Origin of the sequence: Mucilaginibacter ximonensis (assembly GCF_042686265.1) — a bacterium.
Lineage (GTDB): Bacteria > Bacteroidota > Bacteroidia > Sphingobacteriales > Sphingobacteriaceae > Mucilaginibacter > Mucilaginibacter ximonensis.
Genome location: NZ_JBHUPD010000002.1, coordinates 795,910 through 815,625, shown reverse-complemented (window position 1 = coordinate 815,625; position 19,716 = coordinate 795,910). Strand labels below are relative to the sequence as shown.

The 19,716-nt window shown below is 44.9% G+C and carries 17 protein-coding genes; 10 read left to right on the top strand and 7 right to left on the bottom strand.

Going from position 1 to position 19,716, the window contains the following annotated elements; all coding sequences use genetic code 11:
- The first annotated feature begins 404 nt into the window (after positions 1–404).
- The 3 genes from ACFS5N_RS11240 (at position 405) to ACFS5N_RS11230 (ending at position 4,293) form a co-directional block, all read left to right on the top strand.
- Positions 405–2,120 (top strand): IlvD/Edd family dehydratase, encoded by a 1,716-nt coding sequence (locus ACFS5N_RS11240; protein WP_377185373.1) that lies wholly within the window; start codon positions 405–407, stop codon positions 2,118–2,120.
- Positions 2,121–2,232: 112 nt separating this feature from the next.
- The gene (locus ACFS5N_RS11235) at positions 2,233–3,549 is read left to right on the top strand and encodes a gluconate:H+ symporter (protein WP_377185371.1); all 1,317 of its coding nucleotides are present in this window, start codon (positions 2,233–2,235) and stop codon (positions 3,547–3,549) included.
- 30 nt (positions 3,550–3,579) lie between these two features.
- A complete protein-coding gene (locus ACFS5N_RS11230; protein WP_377185369.1) occupies positions 3,580–4,293 on the top strand; it encodes a 3-keto-disaccharide hydrolase in 714 nt (237 codons plus the stop codon).
- 143 nt (positions 4,294–4,436) lie between these two features.
- Here the strand turns inward: ACFS5N_RS11230 and ACFS5N_RS11225 are convergent, their stop codons facing one another.
- The gene (locus ACFS5N_RS11225) at positions 4,437–5,261 is read right to left on the bottom strand and encodes an alpha/beta fold hydrolase (RefSeq protein WP_377185367.1); all 825 of its coding nucleotides are present in this window, start codon (positions 5,259–5,261) and stop codon (positions 4,437–4,439) included.
- Between the two features lie 112 nt (positions 5,262–5,373).
- Here ACFS5N_RS11225 and ACFS5N_RS11220 point away from each other — a divergent pair, with 112 nt between their 5' ends.
- Entirely contained in the window at positions 5,374–7,044 is a 1,671-nt protein-coding gene (locus tag ACFS5N_RS11220; RefSeq protein ID WP_377185365.1) for an ATP-binding cassette domain-containing protein, read from the top strand.
- Positions 7,037–8,116, top strand: coding sequence for a glycosyltransferase (locus ACFS5N_RS11215; RefSeq protein ID WP_377185363.1), 1,080 nt, complete (start codon positions 7,037–7,039; stop codon positions 8,114–8,116). Before ACFS5N_RS11220 ends, ACFS5N_RS11215 begins: the two co-directional genes overlap by 8 nt.
- On the opposite strand, the gene ACFS5N_RS11210 is transcribed toward ACFS5N_RS11215, so the two are convergent.
- The 3 genes from ACFS5N_RS11210 to ACFS5N_RS11200 are packed head-to-tail and all read right to left on the bottom strand — an operon-like array spanning position 8,092 to position 11,080.
- Complete coding sequence (locus tag ACFS5N_RS11210) at positions 8,092–9,189, bottom strand: glycosyltransferase family 4 protein (RefSeq protein WP_377185361.1); 1,098 nt, start codon at positions 9,187–9,189, stop codon at positions 8,092–8,094. The genes ACFS5N_RS11215 and ACFS5N_RS11210 overlap by 25 nt on opposite strands.
- A 6-nt stretch (positions 9,190–9,195) precedes the next feature.
- The gene (locus tag ACFS5N_RS11205) at positions 9,196–10,314 is read right to left on the bottom strand and encodes a hypothetical protein (RefSeq protein WP_377185359.1); all 1,119 of its coding nucleotides are present in this window, start codon (positions 10,312–10,314) and stop codon (positions 9,196–9,198) included.
- Positions 10,301–11,080 (bottom strand): class I SAM-dependent methyltransferase, encoded by a 780-nt coding sequence (locus ACFS5N_RS11200; RefSeq protein ID WP_377185357.1) that lies wholly within the window; start codon positions 11,078–11,080, stop codon positions 10,301–10,303. The genes ACFS5N_RS11205 and ACFS5N_RS11200 overlap by 14 nt, the downstream gene beginning before the upstream one ends.
- A gap of 209 nt (positions 11,081–11,289) precedes the next feature.
- Here ACFS5N_RS11200 and ACFS5N_RS11195 point away from each other — a divergent pair, with 209 nt between their 5' ends.
- Genes ACFS5N_RS11195 through ACFS5N_RS11175 form a run of 5 tightly spaced genes read left to right on the top strand, consistent with a single transcriptional unit; the run spans position 11,290 to position 16,865 of the window.
- The gene (locus ACFS5N_RS11195; RefSeq protein WP_377185355.1) at positions 11,290–12,792 is read left to right on the top strand and encodes a B12-binding domain-containing radical SAM protein; all 1,503 of its coding nucleotides are present in this window, start codon (positions 11,290–11,292) and stop codon (positions 12,790–12,792) included.
- A gap of 11 nt (positions 12,793–12,803) precedes the next feature.
- Entirely contained in the window at positions 12,804–13,538 is a 735-nt protein-coding gene (locus ACFS5N_RS11190; protein ID WP_377185353.1) for a class I SAM-dependent methyltransferase, read from the top strand.
- Between the two features lies 1 nt (position 13,539).
- A complete protein-coding gene (locus tag ACFS5N_RS11185; protein WP_377185350.1) occupies positions 13,540–14,577 on the top strand; it encodes a radical SAM protein in 1,038 nt (345 codons plus the stop codon).
- 3 nt (positions 14,578–14,580) lie between these two features.
- Complete coding sequence (locus ACFS5N_RS11180) at positions 14,581–16,044, top strand: B12-binding domain-containing radical SAM protein (protein WP_377185348.1); 1,464 nt, start codon at positions 14,581–14,583, stop codon at positions 16,042–16,044.
- On the top strand, positions 16,044–16,865 hold the full coding sequence (locus tag ACFS5N_RS11175) for a class I SAM-dependent methyltransferase (RefSeq protein ID WP_377185346.1): 822 nt from the start codon (positions 16,044–16,046) through the stop codon (positions 16,863–16,865). The genes ACFS5N_RS11180 and ACFS5N_RS11175 overlap by 1 nt, the downstream gene beginning before the upstream one ends.
- Positions 16,866–16,963: 98 nt before the next feature.
- Here the strand turns inward: ACFS5N_RS11175 and ACFS5N_RS11170 are convergent, their stop codons facing one another.
- From ACFS5N_RS11170 to ACFS5N_RS11160, 3 genes are all read right to left on the bottom strand, one after another.
- Entirely contained in the window at positions 16,964–17,887 is a 924-nt protein-coding gene (locus ACFS5N_RS11170; RefSeq protein ID WP_377185344.1) for a nucleotidyltransferase domain-containing protein, read from the bottom strand.
- A gap of 145 nt (positions 17,888–18,032) precedes the next feature.
- Positions 18,033–18,614, bottom strand: coding sequence for a crossover junction endodeoxyribonuclease RuvC (ruvC, locus tag ACFS5N_RS11165; RefSeq protein WP_377185342.1), 582 nt, complete (start codon positions 18,612–18,614; stop codon positions 18,033–18,035).
- Between the two features lie 146 nt (positions 18,615–18,760).
- Positions 18,761–19,672: a hypothetical protein gene (locus ACFS5N_RS11160; protein ID WP_377185340.1), complete on the bottom strand. Its 912-nt coding sequence runs from the start codon at positions 19,670–19,672 to the stop codon at positions 18,761–18,763.
- Positions 19,673–19,716 lie beyond the last annotated feature (44 nt).

The following is a 19,716-nucleotide window of genomic DNA, read 5'->3' as shown; positions in this document are numbered from 1 at the left end:
GCGGGGAGGTCATAAAACAAATAAACCGGAGCAGCTTTTTCAGCTACACCGGTTATTAACCAACTCAAACTAAATAAATGTAGTGCCAACCCCCTAATTAGCCTACCATTAGTAGTTGCATTTGGTGATATGGTTAAGGTTAATTGAAGGTAAAAATTATATTGACGAAATTTGTTGTTCATTTTGTTCACATTTTTAAAACGATATATCTGATTGATATTTAGAAGCTTATGACTATACGGCATATAATAAGCGAAACTTATTGTTCAGGTAAACTTTGTTTGATGAGCTATTATCCGTTATATATTTTTTAGCGCTTTATTTAAAGATTTACTACTTTGCATATCATACACCAATTCATAACTATATCGGTGCCTAAGTAAGCGCCGGCTCATCATTATAATATGTCTAAATTTCGAAGTGCAGACTGGTTTGGTAAAAAAGATAAGATGGGCTTTATATACCGTAGCTGGATGAAAAACCAGGGCATGCCTGAGGATATGTTCGACGGCCGCCCGGTTATCGGTATCTGCAATACCTGGTCTGAGCTTACCCCTTGCAATGCCCACTTGCGCGATATTGCCGAAAGTGTACGGCGCGGCGTATTGGAAGCCGGTGGTTTCCCTGTCGAGTTCCCTATCATGTCGCTTGGCGAAACACTGTTAAAACCCACCGCCATGCTCTTCAGAAACCTGGCCAGCATGGACACCGAAGAGTCTATCCGCGGTAACCCTATTGATGGCGTGGTGCTGCTTACGGGTTGCGATAAAACTACGCCTTCCACCTTAATGGGCGCAGCCAGCGTAGACCTTCCAACTATTGTTGTACAAGGCGGACCGATGCTGAACGGCAAATATAAAGGACACGATATAGGTTCAGGCACCAACGTGTGGACCTTTACCGACGACCTTAAAACCGGCAAAATGAGTTATGCCGAATTTACTGAAGCCGAAAGCTGCATGTCCCGCAGTCCCGGCCACTGCATGACCATGGGGACGGCTTCGACGATGGCTTGTATGGTTGAGTCGCTGGGTATGTCATTGAGCGGCAGCGCGGCTATTCCGGCTGTTGATTCGAGGCGTAAGCGCATCGCGCAGCTATCAGGCCGCCGCATTGTGGAAATGGTTAAGGAAGATTTGAAAATGTCAAAGATCCTTACCCGCGCCGCTTTTGAGAATGCTATAAAAGTAAACGCTGCTGTTGGCGGCTCATCCAATTTTGTGATACACCTTACCGCCATTGCCGGCCGCATGGGCGTACCTCTGGATATTGAAGATTTTGATAAGCTGGGCAGTAAAATGCCGCTGCTGGTTAACCTGATGCCGTCGGGCAAGTTCCTGATGGAAGATTTTTATTATGCGGGTGGTTTGCCTGCAGTACTCAAACAAATGAGTAGCGAGCTGGATATGGACGCGCTGACGGTTACCGGTAAATCGCACAAAGAAAATATTGCCGATACCGGCACCATCTATAACGAAGCAGTAATTTATAATTATAACCAACCTATTATTGAGCAAGCCGGCATTGCTGTATTAAAGGGTAATCTGGCTTTAAATGGCGCGGTTATCAAACCATCGGCAGCAACACCCGGCCTGATGCAGCATCGTGGCCGTGCCGTAGTGTTTGAAAATATTGAAGACTACCACGCCCGTGTTGATGACCCTGATCTGGATATTGATGAAACCTGCGTAATGGTGCTGAAATGTGTAGGGCCGGTAGGTTACCCGGGCATGCCCGAGGTTGGCAACATGACACTGCCCAAAAAGATCCTGGCTAAAGGTGTTACGGATATGGTGCGCATATCTGACGGCCGCATGAGCGGCACAGCCTTCGGGACAGTGATTTTGCATGTGTCTCCAGAGTCGGCCATTGGCGGTAATCTGGGCCTGGTACAGAACGGCGACATGATCAAGCTGGATGTGCATAACCGTCTGATAGAATTGGAGGTATCTGACCAAGAACTGGCCGAGCGCCGTAAAAATTGGGTGGCGCCGCCGCAGGCTTCAAACCGGGGATACGTAAACTTATATATAAACCACGTTCAACAAGCCGACAAGGGCGCTGATCTTGATTTTCTGGTAGGGAAATCGGGCAGCGATGTGCCGAGAGATTCGCATTAAAATATAAGACTAAATATGTCATCTCGAGCATAGCGAGAGATCTATACACGTGCAAATCAAAGTATGTGTATAGATTTCTCGCTATGCTCGAAATGACAAACGTTATCAAACTATGGTAATCCTCATCCTTCTTCTCTGCATCATTACGCTCATTTTGCTCATTACCTGGGCAAAGCTCAATACTTTTTTAAGTTTCCTGGTGATATCATTGATGGCGGCGCTATTGCTGGGTATGCCGCTAAATAAAATCGTCCCCACCATAAATAAGGGTTTGGGCGATATGCTGGGCTCATTGGTAATTGTAATTGCACTGGGCTCCATGCTTGGTAAACTGGTTGGTGTAAGCGGTGCTGCGCAAAAAATAGCCAGCTCAATGCGCAACGCCTTTGGCGAAAAGTACATTACCTGGGCTATGTGTTTAACCGGCTTTATTGTGGGTATACCGCTTTTTTATAATGTAGGCTTTTTTTTACTGATACCCATCATCTTTTCGGTAGGCAACCGGTACAATTTGCCTTTGGTTTATGTGGGCATACCCATGTTGGCCTCGCTGTCGGTAATGCATGGCTTTTTACCGCCGCATCCGTCGCCCATGGCCTTACAGATACAGTTTCATGCAGACATTGTGAAGGTGTTCGTTTACGGTGTCATTATTGCGGTACCGACAATCATTATTGCCGGCCCGCTGTTTGCCCGTACGCTACGCAACATGAAAACAAACTCGGTTATAGCCATGGCCGTACAGGATATTCAGGAAGATAAATTGCCGGGCTTATGGAACAGTATACTGTCGTCGCTTTTGCCGGTGATATTGATTGGTGTGAGCAGCCTTGCTATTAAACTGGTTGGTGCCGATACTACTATAGGCCGCGTGGCAGCTTTTCTGGGCGATGCTAATGTCGCCATGATGGAGACCATCGCTATCGCCACTTATACTTTGGGCGTTCGGCAGGGGATGAAACTCACCGAGGTAATGAACGTTTATGCCGACGCCATCCGCGAGGTATCTATGATCCTGCTCATCATCGGCAGCGCCGGTATTTTGAAACAGATATTTTTAGACAGCGGCGCCAACGCGCAGATTGCTACTATTCTGCAAGGGCTGCACTTGCCGCCTTTAGTACTAGGCTGGATAATTGCAGCTATTTTACGTTTGTGCTTAGGCTCGGCTACTGTAGCAGGCCTCACGGCGGCAGGCATTATTTACCCATTGATGCAACAAACCGGCGCCAACCCTAATTTGATGGTGCTTTCAGTAGGCGCCGGCAGTTTATTCTGCTCGCATGTTAACGACACCTCATTTTGGGTTACCATGGAATACTTTGGCCTGAGCATGAAACAAACCTTCCTCTCATGGTCGCTGATGGAGACCCTGGTTTCTGTAACAGGTTTGATAGGTGTGCTGATACTGAATACAATAGTGCGGTAATTTGATATCTTTGAGTAGACCAATAAAACCATGAAAAAACTTATTTTAACCTTTGCGCTGGCTGTTGTTATATGCCCCGCCTTCAGCCAAAAAACAAAAGACAATACATTAACTAAAAAAGAGGCCGCCCAGCATTGGAAACTGCTGTTTGACGGCACCACCACCAGCGGGTGGACAAAAGCGGACGGCTCGGCGGTAACCGCAGCACCCGGTGCCTGGGAAATTGACAACGGCGCCCTAACCCTTAAAAAAGGCGCAAATGGTGGCGACATTTATACGGCCGACGAATATGGCGACTTTGAGTTTACCGCCGATTTTAATATTGAACCGGGAACCAATACCGGTATCAAATACTTCTGCCATAAATACGACAAGGGCGGCAACCTGGGCTGCGAGTTTCAAATCATTGACGATGTTAACGGCGAGGACAATAAACAGGCCAATCACTTGCTGGGATCATTATACGATGTGCTGGCGCCTGTAGAAGCCAACAAAAAAGTAAACCCTCCAGGCCAGTGGAATACCATCCGCATAGTAGCTAAGGGCAAAAACGTACAGCACTGGGTAAACGGCAAAAAAGTATTGGAATATAGCCGCGGCAGCGACGAATATCTTGCCGGCATAGCTAAAAGTAAATTCAGCAAAGTTGAGCCGGTATTTGGCATGGTTGAAAAAGGTCGCATCCAATTACAAGATCACCACGGACCGGTTGCATTTAAAAACATTAAGGTAAGGGTACTTTAAAAAGAAAAAGGCTTATGATTATAAGCCTTTTTCTTTTTACCAACACATAGGGTGTCATACTGCGCAAGTTGAAGCTTGCGCGCAGGGCTGCTGAAATGCAAGCCACGAGTGACAGCCCATTTTATAGGGATTAAAACATATCACTATCCACGCTTCTTAAATGGCTTACTAAAAAAGTCGTCCACCAGACGATTAAACTCGTCGCTGTGTTCGATAAGCGTAGCATGGCCCGAGTTAGGTACAATCCATAATTGCGCGTTTGGGATATTTTGGTAAATATCTACGGTGTGATGTACCGGTATCAAATCATGATCGCCGCCGATAATGAGCGAAGGCGCTTTAATAGCCCGCAAAGCAAGCAAGGGGATATTAGGCTGATTAAAATCAAGCATAAATATTTTATAGGTATTTCTCGCAGCGGCGTCTTTTAGTGGCAGGCGTTTTTGCCATTTGGCGTAATCAACCTGCTCGCCTTTCCAGTAAGAGGGTATCAACCCGGTTGAATCAGGCCAAAGGTTTGCGCCGGTCGAAGCCAGCTTAATTACTTTATCAGGATGCCGCATGGCCAGAACCAATGCATTGATGGCCCCATCGCTCCAGCCCAAAACATAAGCTGAATCAATGTGCATGGTGGTGAGCAGCGCATCAAAATCATCGGCCATCATCTCAAAGCTAAGCGAATCCTGGTCGTCTTTAGTACGGCCGTGGGCACGGCTGTCAACCGCTATTACTCTATATTTTTGGGCGAAGTAAGGGATGGTCTTACTAAAGGCGGCCATACTGCCGCCGTTGCCGTGAATCAGCAACAAGGGTTTGCCACTGCCATAAACTTCGGTGTACATTTTAATGCCCCGCACATCATAAAACTTGCCCGCTGTATCATTGTGCCCGTATGGGACGGGGTTACTTTGTGCGAAAGCCTTAACAATAAATAACGTCAGTAACAGTACAAGGGATGTTTTTTTCATGCAAGGTTGTTATTTGTTTGATAAAGTTAATAATCTTTTAGCAGGAATAAACCGCAGCAGGGGCAACGCATAGGGCGCACTACACGTATTCGCTAAAAAGTTAACAATACGCTTGAAAAAGATTATCAACGGCATACTGGCTATCCTTGAACCCCGCGAAAAAATGAGGCTTATACAGCTCATTTTTGCCGACCTGATCATGGGTATTCTGGACGTCGTTTTTTTAGGCGGAATGTTAGTCGTCATCAACTTCTATTTAAAAAATCAGGAGCCAGCAGTGCTGTCGTTTCTGCCATCTGCTTTGCTAAACCGCAATTCGCTTTTATTTGTAGGTATGTTTCTTGTGCTTTTCGGGCTCAAGAACTGGATAGGTTACCGCAACACCAGCGCACAACAAATTTTTTTTTACGGTATTGCTTCGCGATTATCTGAGCGTAACATCCGCACTTACTTAAAAGATGATTACCTGCGTTTTATTCATACCGACTCATCAGTGCTTATTCGCCGCATCAGCAATCAACCTATTGAGTTTAGCAACTACATTCTAACCAATGTGCAACAGGTAGTTTCACAGGCGATATTGATTTTAGCCACCATGGCCGGCGTGCTGCTTTGGCACCCAAGCCTGTTTTTTATGCTGCTGTTGCTCTTGTTGCCCCCGGTGATATTGCTGGCTAATTTTATCCGGAATAAGCTTAAGGTAATCCGCCATGATAACCGCGCGGTAAGCCAGAAGGTAATTCAGCATTTAAAAGAATCATTAGACGGCTACATCGAGAGCAATGTTTATCGTAAAGACGACTTTTTTGTAGAGCGATACCATCAACAGCAATTACACCTTAATAACAATATCGCCACACAACAAACGCTGCAGGGATTAACCTCAAGGTTAGTTGAGGTTTTTGCCATTTTAGGTTTTTTTGTGCTCATAGCTATCAATAAATTTTCGTCGGGCACACCTGCGGTGAGTTTGCTCACCATAGGTGTATTTATGGCTGCAAGCTATAAGATCATCCCCGGTCTTATCAAGATACTGAATAGTACCAGTCAGATTAAAACCTATTCCTTTAATATTGACGATCTGCAGCCCGTGGCTAATCAAATCCCTATTGTTGATGAAAAACAGCGCCTGCAATCAATTGTATTTGACCGCGTTAAATTCAGATACGACAAGCCCTACGTTTTAAACAACCTGAGCTTTGAAATTAATTGCGGCGATTTTGTGGGATTATCATCCGCATCCGGTAAAGGCAAGACTACAGCTATACAACTAATGCTGGGTTTTTTAAAACATCATAAAGGGCATATTCTGTTTAACCATTCGCGGACCAACTGGATAAAACGGCAAGAGTTTTTAAGCCGCATATCGTACGTTAAACAACAGGCATTTATCATCAATGATACGCTGGCCAAGAACATTGTGCTGTCCGACGAATTATATGATAGTCATAAACTTAACGAAGTAATCAGTTTTTGTGGATTGGGCGATTTGCTGCTGACTTATGAAAATGGTGTCAATGATTTCATCCGCGAAAATGGTAAAAACATAAGCGGCGGTCAGCGGCAGCGTTTAATGCTGGCGCGGGCGTTATATCATGATTTTGACCTGCTGGTGTTAGACGAGGCTTTTTCTGAGATGGACGAGCAATCAGAAAGGGAGATTCTTGGTCGCTTAAAACAGCTTACCCGCCAGGGCAAAATGATCATTCTTATAACACACAATACCGCAAGCCTTGATTTTTGCGACAAAGTAATAACTCCAGAAATAGCTGCCTATGCGTAGCACGCTCATAATACTGACTCCAGGTTTCCCCGAAAACGAGGCTGATACCACCTGCCTGCCCGACAGGCAGATTTTTATCCGTGTGCTGCGCGATACTTACCCGCATCTGAATATTATTGTGCTGTCGTTTCAGTATCCGTTTCAATCGCGCGAGTATTATTGGGACGGGGTGCGGATAATTGCTTTGGGCGGCAAAGGTAAAAGCGGTTTACCAAGGCGTGTTGTCTGGTTTAGGGCCTATCAGCAACTAAAGCAGCTGAATAAAGACAATGAGGTTATCGGCCTGCTGAGTTTTTGGCTGGATGAATGCGCCTTTATTGCCCATATGTTTGCCAAAAAACACGGGTTGCAAAATTACGCCTGGATGTTAGGCCAGGACGCCCGCGCGGGCAACCGGTATGTAAGCCGGATAGTTAATAAAGACGGCAGCAATCTGATCGCACTGTCGCAGTTTTTGATCGACCAGTTTGAAAAAAACTACGGAATAACTGCACAACATTTGGTGGCCAGCGGTATCAACCCCGCCATGTTTGATACCGAAGTGAAAGAACGGGATATCGATATTTTAGGTGCCGGTTTTTTGATCCCTTTAAAGCAGTATCATTTGTTTATTGAAGCAGTTAAGATAGTTAAACAAAGCCTGCCAAATGTGCGCGTGGTACTTTGTGGCAAAGGCCCTGAGTTAAACAATCTGCTGGCCCTGGCGGCGCAATACGGTTTACAAAACAATATCGAATTTAAAGGTGAAATATCGCATGCGGAAATGCTGGTTATGATGCAACAGGCCAAAGTATTTTTGCATCCTTCCAGCTATGAGGGCTTCGGTACCGTATTACTGGAGGCCTTGTATGCCGGCGCTCATGTTATCTCTTTTTTAAAGCCAATGAAAAAATCTTTCAGGCATCATTATGTGGTTGCTGATGCTGAGGAGATGGGCAAAACTGCGCTTGATATTTTGATGGACGAAAGCCGCGATCACGAACCGGTGTTGGTACAAAGTGTTACCCAAATGGCGCATGATATTATGGCCTTATATCAGCCGGTACTTCATAACGAAGACGCCACGGCATGAATTTTTTGAGCGATAGCTTCAAAAGATAAATTTGATTTAAAGTAGGCCAGCGCATTTTCGCGCTGCGCATTCAAATCAAGTTCCTGGCTTTTGTTCAGACACAGTAGCAATTCATCTTCTTTTCCCGGCGAAAACAGCAGCCCGATTTTACCACTATCGGTGATCATTATGAAAGAAGGTATATCAGAAACTATCGGCACACATCCGCAGGACAAAGCCTCACACAAAGCCGTCCCGCTACCTTCATAATAAGAGGCCGCCACAAAAAAATCAGCACTGTTAAACCAATATTGCATGTCATCATGGGGGAGCTTGCCAATCAGTTTTACAGCGTCAGGGTTTGGCGATTCACGTAGCAACTTTTTTATTTCCGTAAGCAGTTCTTCAGTATGATAGAGCATATAAAGGCACGCCTTAGTATTTACCTCAGCAAATTTTATAAAAGCTTTTACCACGGTAAGGGGGTCTTTATTTGCGTCCAGCCGCCCTACCCACAAATAAACCATGTCTGCATCGACACCTGTTTTTGCCCGCGCGATTTGCTTATCTGTCTGATAAAATACTGATGAAAGCTCCATCACCTCGTGGATTTTTTTTGGTGATGCAATATTGCCCTTCGCCACCCAATCCAATCCCATGGTTGTTGATGCAAACAGGTAGGCATCTACCCATTTATCGGCCAGGCGCTGCAAAACTTTACGCATGCCGACAGCTGGTTTCTCTGCATGGTTTTGTACAATGATTTTGACTTGATTTGGTAAAACCAGGCGCAGCTGAACAACCTGCAGCGGGTGATTAAAGCTATGAACCAGCACCACATCAGGCTTAAGGCTTTTGATGAATCGGTGAAGTTTATAAGGAAACAATTCCTGCTCATCGCTACAACTCACAAAATGGTAGTTGACGCCGTTCTCTATAAGTTCTCCTTCATAGTTTATTTGCGCCACGTGTGTCACCTTGCTATGCAAAGCCAGCGCTTCCAGCACACCACCATATGGCCGTACCCGCTGTAACCAGGGGTGCGGCAAACTGTAGCTGCCATCGCGTTGATAGATCAGTGAAACATAATGCATATCAAATCAGCCGGATATGGGGAATGCTGCCCCGGGATAATAAGTTTTGATTTGTTTGATCAAAGCTGGCAGATTTCCGTCGACATATTTAAAACTTCCGTCGATCTCTAGCTCACTAAAATTGCTCAAATCACGATGCTTCAATTGATCGAATAAAGAAGCGTCAAATAAACGGATATGACCATGATGAACTACTAAAAGGATATCAGCCGGGTCGGTGTCAAAATAAGCGTCAAATGGGCTTGTATCGGCTTTGCGTTTGGCAACCACAATCGTTCCGTCATCGTCTGCATGATTAGCCCGGCACAGCACGCCACCCAGGTAAATAGAGCTGTACAATTCGGCATCCGTCAGCATTTGGGTTTTGCGGGCCAGGCGTATATGGTCCCAAATGTTCCAATTGCCGGTTAGGGTTGAATCGGTACCAAAAAGTATTGTTGTATGTTTTTTAAGCTGATCGATTTTAGCGGTCCTGTTAAACAAAAAGTAGTTAGACTCGGGGCACCAAACCAGCGCCTCAAAGTTTTTGGCTTGCTCTTCAGTCATAGCAATGCCGTGAATGCCGATGAGTTTTTTTTTGAGTAAATTCCAATAGCATAACTGGTTGATCTCTTTGTTAGATAGCTCATCCTGCCCCTCACCGATATGGATCATTACCGCCCGGCTTTTAAACGGATTATTAAGCTTTAATTTCCATCGTTTTTCAAATTGTACCGAGTGGATGCTGTGCCCTTGCAGAACAGTTATTGGCGGATTGTTGAGGGCTAAATGTTCACCGTGGTTAATAACTGTAGTTACCCCGCAAAGCAGGTTTTTAAATATCCCCCAGCTTGTTCTCAAATGCAGGGGTACTTTTAATACCGCCGCAATCTCTGCTTTGTAGTTAGCGTGAATGTAATTACCCCACTCGGTGTAGTTATTATAGATGCGGTCGCCCAGTTGCGGGAAAAGATTAAAATCCAGATGATCATGCGAGTTTACCAGGCCCCGGAAAGCCAATGCGCCACCCATATCCAGCTGTAACGCGCCAACCGTACTGCCGGCAGACGGCGACCTGTTATTGCTGCTTAGCTGGATATTGGTGGGGCCGTTACCTGTTATGGTAGTAACGTTATTCAGTATCATAGCCCCGGGTTAAATGAATGCCGTAAATGATACGTGCATCCTTAAATTTTTCATAAACGTGCAGGGCATTTTGTTGCTCGTAATAGTGTTTTACTGATTCATCAATGGTTTTTTCGAGCTTGTTAACTGATTTAAAACCATGACTTTGCAGTATACGCTCAACGTCGTACACATAATGAACAAAATTTTGGATGGATATACTTCCATTGTCGTGCCTGAAAGTGCGTTTGCCGCCGTGTGCCAATGCGTTGGGATGAAAATCGGTAATGATAATCTCTGCCTTTGGCTTAACCATGCGACACCACGCATTTAATGCCTCTTCGAGGTTTTCAATATGGGCCACCGTTAGTGTAGATATCACTACATCATAACTGGCATCAGCAATATCTTTAAATAAATTATCGGCGATCTGTTGCGTTTTCGCCCCGGGGAATTTCTGTTCCAGGCGACGAAGCATACCCGCCGATACATCAAAGCCCGTTAAGCTTTCCGGCTGCCCCGCAAACAATTTGGGCCAGTGACGGCCAGTGCCACAACCAATATCGGCTATTTGTTTGCCTTTAACGTCGATTGCCGAGAGCAGGCAGCCAAATACTTCCTCGTCCATATCCAGCATTAAATTGCCGGGTTGTACATCATAGTTCCCGGCCCAGATATCATAAGCCTCGGCCGATCCTTTTTCAATTAACGGATTACTGTTTATGACCTTTTTGAAGGCCGATACCAGGCCGCTGAACGGATTGCCGGTTGCTATGGCTGTACTCATGACAAAATGGAGCTTTTAATAATTATCATATAGATTAATTACGATTGATAAGTGCATCAGGTTGCCTTAACGATTTTTTCAAAAACACGGGCAACCTTTATTTTCTGCGCGGCGTAACTCTGTTGATAATTGTGTAATTGTAGAATTAGTTTCTCTTTAATGGTGATGGGTTGCAGGGCCCATTGCCATTATTCATCTGCCCTTAGCCTATGAATAAGATATTATTGTTTAACCCCAAAAGCGCTAACGCCAAATACCGGATACCCAACTCCATCATGAATATTGCGGCCTCTGTGGAGGGTAGGTATGATTGGGTGATTGTAGACGGTAATTGCGAAGCCGACCCGGTGCAAAAGATAATGGGCTATGTAGATACCGGCGAGTACAAGTACCTGGGCTTTTCGGTAATGCCTGGCCCGCAGTTAAAGCAGGCAATCGCCGCTGCCAGTGCGGTAAAACATAAATATCCACATGTCAAAATGATTTGGGGCGGATATTTTCCTTCAAATCAACCTGAATCTGTTTTGTACTCGCATTTGGTAGATTTTATTATCAATGGTCCCGGCGACAATGCTTTTCCGAACCTGATTGATGCGCTGGAAAATAACAAGCCATACGAGTTTATTAAAAACCTGATTTACCAGGGGACGGATGGGCGCATTGTAAAAACGGTGAAAGAGGATCTGATTGATCAGGATTCGTTACCGCCATTACCTTACGATAAGCTGAATACCATGTACCCCATACCCAGGTTTTTGGGCAAAACATATCTGGGCGAAAAAACATTAGCTTATCATTCCAGCATTGGCTGCCCGTTTACCTGCTCATTCTGCGCGGTGGTGCCAATTTATGAGGCCAGATGGAAAGGCAAATCGGCGCAAAATATTTATAAGGATGTAAAATATATTAAGGACAAATGGGGAGCTACAGCTATTGAATTCCACGACAACAACTTTTTTGTATCCGAAAAACGTGCCGTTGAGTTCGCCAAACTCATTGAGCCCGAAAATATGACCTGGTGGGGGATGGCCCGTATTGATACTATGAGCAAGTTTAAGGATTCATCGCTTGAAGCTATCCGTCGCGGTGGCTGCAAAATCATATTCTTCGGTGCCGAAAGTGGGAACGACAGCATTCTGGAGCAGATGGACAAGGGCGGCACGCAAACGGGAAAACAAATCCTTGAATTTGCCGGGCGACTGAAGAAGTTCGACATCATCCCTGAATACTCATTTGTATTGGGCACACCGGCGCCGACGCCCGAAAAGGTAATGGCGCAGATTGATTTTGAGATAGATTTTATCAAAAAGGTAAAGGCCATTAACCCAAAAACAGAGATCATTATTTATACCTATAGCCCGGTGCCTACTGAGGGTTCAGAAATGTACAAACAGGTACTGGAGAGCGGCTTTAAATTCCCGCAAACGCTGGAGGATTGGATAAGCCCCGCCTGGGAGAATTTTGATTTACGCAAGAACCCGCTAACCCCATGGTTAACTGCCGAAATGATAGACAAGATCAGAGATTTTGAAGTGGTACTTAACGGCGTTTTCCCTACGGAAACCGATATCCGCCTGAATAGCCTGAAACGCGCGGCCATTAAAGCCATATCGACCTTTCGTTACAAGATCAACTTTCATAAATATCCATACGAGATTAAATTATTACAACGCATGTGGAAGTATCGCCAGCCCGAGATACAGGGGTTTTAATTCATTGAACAGTGAGCATCAGTGCACAACATAAGGCCATCACACATCAAAAACCGCGCATACCGGATTTTGAGGAACTGTACAGCGCCGTGCGTACATACGAACAAAAAATGTACACTGACGCGCAGCTGGCGGCACTGCCTGATTTTAGCATACACTCAAAAGAATGGGAGATACGCAGGCGTTCAAGTAACCGCTTGCTGACCTATTTGGCAAGGAAGCGCCGGTTTTTGAAAATACTTGAGGTAGGTTGCGGCAATGGCTGGTTATCGGCAAAAATGGCCGGTTTGCCCAAAACTTATGTCACCGGGCTGGATGTGAATATGGCCGAGATTAACCAAGCCAGCCGGGTTTTCAAAATACCCAACCTTGACTTTACGTACGACACCTTTAACGAAAATACTTTTGATAAAGAGCGTTTTGACGTAATTGTATTCGCCGCCTCGCTGCAATATTTTTCGTCGGTAGTATCGGTGTTGCGGCAGGCTGAACGTTTGCTGAACCGCGGTGGCGAGATTCACATCATCGATACGCCATTTTATGATGCCGACGCAGCTGCCAGCGCAGCCGAGCGTTGCCGTAACTATTACAAAGACATGGGTATCCCTGAAATGGCCGATCATTATTTCCATCACTCCATCAGCGAGTTTTGGGGTTTTAAATACAAGATTATGTTCGACCCGACGAGTTTGCTGAACAGGCTGTTTAAAAAAGATCCTTTCTATTGGGTCGTTATTACCAAATGATATGCAATCAATAGCACACACCTACAAGCGTTACCTCACGCTGCAAACGCATCGCATATCGGCATTGCCGGTAGTGATACTAATGCCGCATAGCGCCTGTAACTGCCGTTGCGTAATGTGCGATATCTGGAAAGACAACAAAAACCTTAAACAGTTAACGCCGCAGCATATTAGCGGCTTGCTAAGTTCGCTCAAAGATTTTGGCACAAGGCAGGTGGTGATGTCGGGAGGTGAGGCGCTGCTGAATGCCAACTTCTTTGAGCTTTGTAAAATGCTGAAGCAACAAGGCATTAAAGTGAGCCTGCTTAGCACCGGCCTTTCACTAAAAAATAATGCCGACGACCTGTTAAGGTGGGTGGACGATATCGTGATCTCGCTGGATGGAGACGAACCGATGCATGATGCCATCCGCAATATCCCCAATGCCTTTAAAAAGCTGAAGGAGGGTGTTGAGCATTTGAAAACGTTGAACCCGGCTTACAGAATTACAGCGCGTACCGTAATTCATCGCATCAATTTCAGGAACTGGCCCAATATCATCGCGGCAGCCAAACAAATGGGTATCGACCAGATCAGCTTTTTACCGGCCGATGTAAGCAGCCATGCCTTTAACCGCCAAACCGCCTGGGCCGAACCGCGCCAGCATGAAGTAATGCTTAGCGAAGGTGAACTGCCCGAATTGCAGCAGGTGGTGAATCAGGTATTAGGCAATATCGCCGATTTTGAAAATCGCTACATTGCCGAATCGTCGGAAAAAATTCAGGACATCTACAAGTACTACGCAGCTTTTTACAAGCTGAATCCTTTCCCCTATAAAAAATGCAATGCGCCGTGGGTATCCACTGTAATTGAGGCAGATGGCAGCGTGCGGCCTTGCTTTTTTCATGACACGATAGGCAATATACACCAAAACTCATTAACTGAGATATTAAATACCAACCAGGCGATAGACTTTAGGCGCAAGCTCAATATGGGCACAAACAGCACTTGCGTAAAGTGCGTTTGCACGCTTAACCTTTCGCCGCGGGCTACTTTATAGGATATGAATAAAATACTGTTTTCACATTCCTACTTTTTACGGTTCGACCCCAAACAGTGGTCGATAGGGCAGCCTTATGCGCCCTTAGGTACGCTTTACGCGGCCTCACTCATGCGAAAACACGACTACAACGTATCGCTATTTGACACCATGTTTGTTGCCACCCCAAAAGAGATAGAGCCGGTGCTTGACGATACCCGGCCCGACTTCTTTGTATTGTATGACGATGGTTTTAACTACCTCACCAAAATGTGCCTTACCAATATGCGCGAAGCAGCCTTTGATATGTTCAGGATGGCGAAAGCGCGGGGTTGCAAGGTCATCGTCTCCAGCTCAGACTCGACCGACCGCTATGAGGAATATCTGAAAGCGGGCGCCGACTATGTTTTAATAGGCGAGGCTGAGCATACTTTACTGGAGCTTTGTAATCATATCCAGTCCGGCAGTACGAATATTACCCAAATAGCGGGTGTTTCTTATTTAGGTGCCGACGGCCGCCCACAGAAAACCATATCACGCCCGGTGCTTAAAGATCTGGATACCCTGCCATTACCCGCCTGGGATTTAGTGGATATAGAACCCTACCGCGATAGCTGGCTAAAAAATGCGGGATACTTCTCCATCAATATGGGTACCACCCGTGGGTGCCCGTTTAAGTGCAATTGGTGCGCCAAGCCTATTTACGGTAACAGGTATAATTCGCGCAGTCCGCAGAATGTGGTTGATGAGCTGAAATTATTAAAAGAGCGTTTCCCAGTTGATCATATCTGGTTTTGCGATGATATCTTCGGACTGAAACCCGGCTGGGTAATAGAGTTTGCCGAACTGGTAAAAAAAGAAAATCTGCGAACCCGGTTCAAGATACAATCGCGTGCCGATTTGCTGATTGAGGAAGACCTGGTACAAGCCCTGGCCGATGCCGGGTGCGAAAACGTGTGGATTGGCGCCGAAAGCGGCTCGCAAAAAATACTGGATGCGATGGATAAGGGTACTACGATTGACCAGATCCGCATTGCAACACGAAACATGAAAAAGGCAGGTATACAACCCTCGTTCTTTATTCAGTTTGGTTACCCGGGCGAGGATAAAGCCGATATTGAAAAAACCATAGCCATGATCAATGAATTATTGCCGTTTGAAATTGGCATTTCGGTATCGTACCCGCTGCCCGGCACCGTATTTTACGACCGTGTAAAAGCCGAATTGAAAAAGAAAACCAACTGGACCGACTCGGACGAAATGGCGCTGATGTTCAGTAACACTTTCCCTGCCGGTTTTTATAAACAGTTACACAAGTACGTCCACAAAAATTATCATAAACATCTGGCTAAAAACAGCCTAGCCAAATTGTTTAAAGAGCCGCAGCATGCTACTGCCAACAGCCTGAAAAAAGCCCTGTCAGTACTTTATTATACCCCGGCTGCTTTTATTGAGCGATTAAAACTAAATCAACTGGAAAAAGCCTGATGCAAACCCTTGCCCCGCATATCAACGAGCAAAAGGCCGCCGAAGCATTTTCGGCCCAGTCGGCCATTTTTGATGAGATCTACTCCTCAAATACCATCGTGAACTATAAGCGTGAGCGGGTGAGGGCACATGTGCTGAAGTATTTAAAACCTAACTCATCCATTCTGGAACTAAATGCAGGCACTGGTGAGGATGCTACTTATTTCGCTAGCCTGGGTCACAAGGTGCACGCTACCGATATCGCCGAAGGCATGCAACAAAAACTACGTGAAAAAGCGGCGCAGTACGGTTTAAGCAATTTAATATCGACAGAAATTTGCTCATTTACACATCTGGCTGAACTTAAAAGCCGAGGCCCATATGAGCAGATATTCTCCAACTTTGCCGGCCTGAATTGTACCGGCGAGCTGGACAAAGTACTGCGCTCGCTCCCTGATTTGCTGACTGATGATGGCGTAGCTACACTGGTTATCCTGCCCAGGTTTTGCCTGTGGGAGTCATTGCTGCTTTTTAAAGGGTTGTTTAAAACGGCCACCCGCCGCTGGTTTAGTAAAAATGGCGTGAGGGCACATGTTGAGGGGACACATTTTACCTGCTGGTATTATGATCCGCAGTACGTGATAGAACAGGTTAAGGGTAAGATGGATGTCTTGTCTATTGAAGGGCTGTGTACCATTGTGCCGCCATCGTATATCGAGCATTTTGCAGCGCGTTATCCTAAGGCTTATCGCTTTTTGATGAAATGGGAGGGAAAGCTGAGATTTAACAGGTTTTGGAGAAGGGTTGGCGATTATTATATAATTTCGTTGAGGAAGAAGTAACAAATTTCATATTATTTGTCATCCTGAACGTAGTGAAGGATCTTATGCGCTTTGATAAGATGCTTCGCGTTGCTCAGCATGACAAATTCTATAAATATTCAATTCGCTAGCAAATCGCCCTGCGGCTCAATCATTACTTGCGATATCCGTTTTTCATACTGCCCCAGCAACCTTGCCTGGAAATTTCCCGGGTCAGGCTTGGCGAAGTGTTTCCCCGTTTCCATGGCCATTACAGCTCCTTTGGAATTTGTTTTTTTCTGTTCAGTTTTTTTGCGCCAGCGGCCCGAGGTGATGTTCATTAGTAAGGTGTCAATTAAATTACCCAGGCGGTTATTGAGACACTTTTCAAATACCGTCTTAAATATGGATGGCTTCAACGGCTTGGCAGACGAAATACGCATAATCTTATTAGGCAAATATTCGCGGGTCCAGCTATTGGCGGTGTAAAACTGTTCAATCACGGTATCGCCCTGCAACGGAATCAGTGTTACCACTTCAATGGCGGTATAAATGTTTTTTTCGCGAATTTCCAGTTGCTCTTCATCGATGTAATAATTCATGCAGAAGTAATCTTGCTTACCAACCAGAAAAGTTAACTTTTTGAAGACGTGCATTATCGTCCGTGCTATCCACAGCCTGTTTTTGGCGGTGATGATAAACAGATCGATGTCTGAGTTTTCATCAGCATAATTCTTAGACAGTGAACCTGAAACAGCGATACCACGCACGTAAGGAAAACGAATCAGCCAGTCGCCAATTTTATGGGCAATTTTAACAAGCTCAGCCGCCTTTTGATTGCCGTTAAAACGACGCGTCACTAATGAATAATCGTTTTTGAGCGAGTACAAATTGCCAAACTGGTAAACAGATTGGTGGGCAACCAAATATCTTAGCGCCAAATCAAAGTCAGATTGATGGTATCGGTTTTTTAAAAACACGAATATTTCACCGCTGGTGAGTGGGTATTTGAAGATGTCGAAATACGCCAGTGTTGCTAAAATATTTTCTTTTACCTCGTACACGTCTGATAGTTATGGGCATCAATTACTATCATGACGAAGTGCTTTGGCATTAGGTTGCCATTGCGCAAAATAAATTTGATACGGTAGGTGGATTAAGTGATTGAATTAAGAACCATCAAATCATGATCGTCGTTCAATCGTGAAATTATTTCACAATGCGTTTGGCATTGTCTTTTACAAATGTATCCCAGCCCGAGTAACTTTTTCTTGAGGCTCCACCCTTTGCGGCCGGTACTTTTTGAAATGAGTGGCAAACAGCCACTGCAAGTCCGTCAGTAGCGTCAAGAAACTCTGGTGTTTCTTTAAAACTGAGCAGGCGCTGCATCATAGCGGCCACCTGTTCTTTGGTAGCATTACCATTGCCGGTGATGGATTGTTTGATTTTACGCGGAGCATATTCGGCAACATCAATATTTCTGGATAATGCTGCTGCAATGGCCATACCCTGAGCACGGCCCAATTTTAACATAACCTGTATGTTTTTTCCGTAGAACGGCGCTTCAATAGCCAGGCAATCCGGGTTATAATTATCTATGAGGGCTACCGTTTTTTCAAAGATACGCTGCAGCTTAAGCATATGATCGTCAAGCTGCTCCATTTTAACCACGCCAAGGCTAATAAGCTCGATTTTTGTACCGGTTTCTTTAACCAGTCCGTAGCCCATAACCTGGGTGCCGGGGTCAATGCCTAAAATTATACGTTCTTTGTTGTTGGATAATTGCTGCATGAATTTATAACCTGCTGTTTTTTAAGCATACAGAAGTTTGTGTGTACCCAGTTATCATTCAACTATGGTGTGCATAAAAATAACCTATTGTTTGGGTAAAAAAAAAGCGGCCTTGAAAAAAGCCGCTTTCTTGTTGTTTCTGTCTGTTATTTAAATGTCACACTTGTTTTACCCATGGTAAAACCGTCTGAATATAATAATACGGTATAAGTGCCTTTTTGGAACGGTTGATCATAAACCCAATCAACTGTATACACTACGCCATTGTCTTCATAATCAATTGATGTTTTGTAGGTCGATTGCAGGTCCTGCCCATCTGCAGTAAAAGTGCCGCTATCAGTACCGGTGATCAGGTTGCCAATCGGATCAATGATCCGGATGTAAACATCATGCGATCCTTTAGTAGCAATGGCATTACTGGCCACCGTGAAATTGATTTTTAACTTGTTAACATTTTTGGCTTTGGTTTCGTCAACCTCTTTACCGTTCTTTTTAACTTTATACCCCACTACGCTGGCGGTAGCAGTTTTAAGTGCAGAGCCCACCTTTACTTTGTTATCCAGATCCTGATTTTGTTTTTCAAGGGTGGTTGCCTTTTCGCTAACGGTGGTCAGGTTGCTTTTTAGGGTGTCTCTTTCATTGCTTAAAGAAACATTCTCTTTCTTCAACTCCTCAATATCCGCAGTATATTTAGTTACGAAGTAGCGTAGTTGTTTTACATCTTCTTGCGCCTTGCTCAGCTCGGCTGCGGTTAAGGTACCTTTTGCCAGTTCGCTTCTAAGTACTCTGATCTTAGCGCGCAATGAATCGTTTTTGGCTTGCAGGTCTTTAGTCATCTTTGTCTTACCTGCATTTACTTGTTCTATCTGTGCTTCCAGGCTATCAAGTTCGGTTTGTAAGCGGGTTTTCTCGTCGCTTTGTATAATAATTCGTTGATCTGAATTATTTTTCTTCATGTACAAATACACGTCAGTGCCTAATAAAGCCACGATAACGACCACTAAGAAATAAATGACGTTCGAATTCTTTTTCGGCTCTTGTGTCGATTGGTTCTCCATAAAAATTACTCGTTTGGTGCTAAAATAACAGTTAAATTTTATCG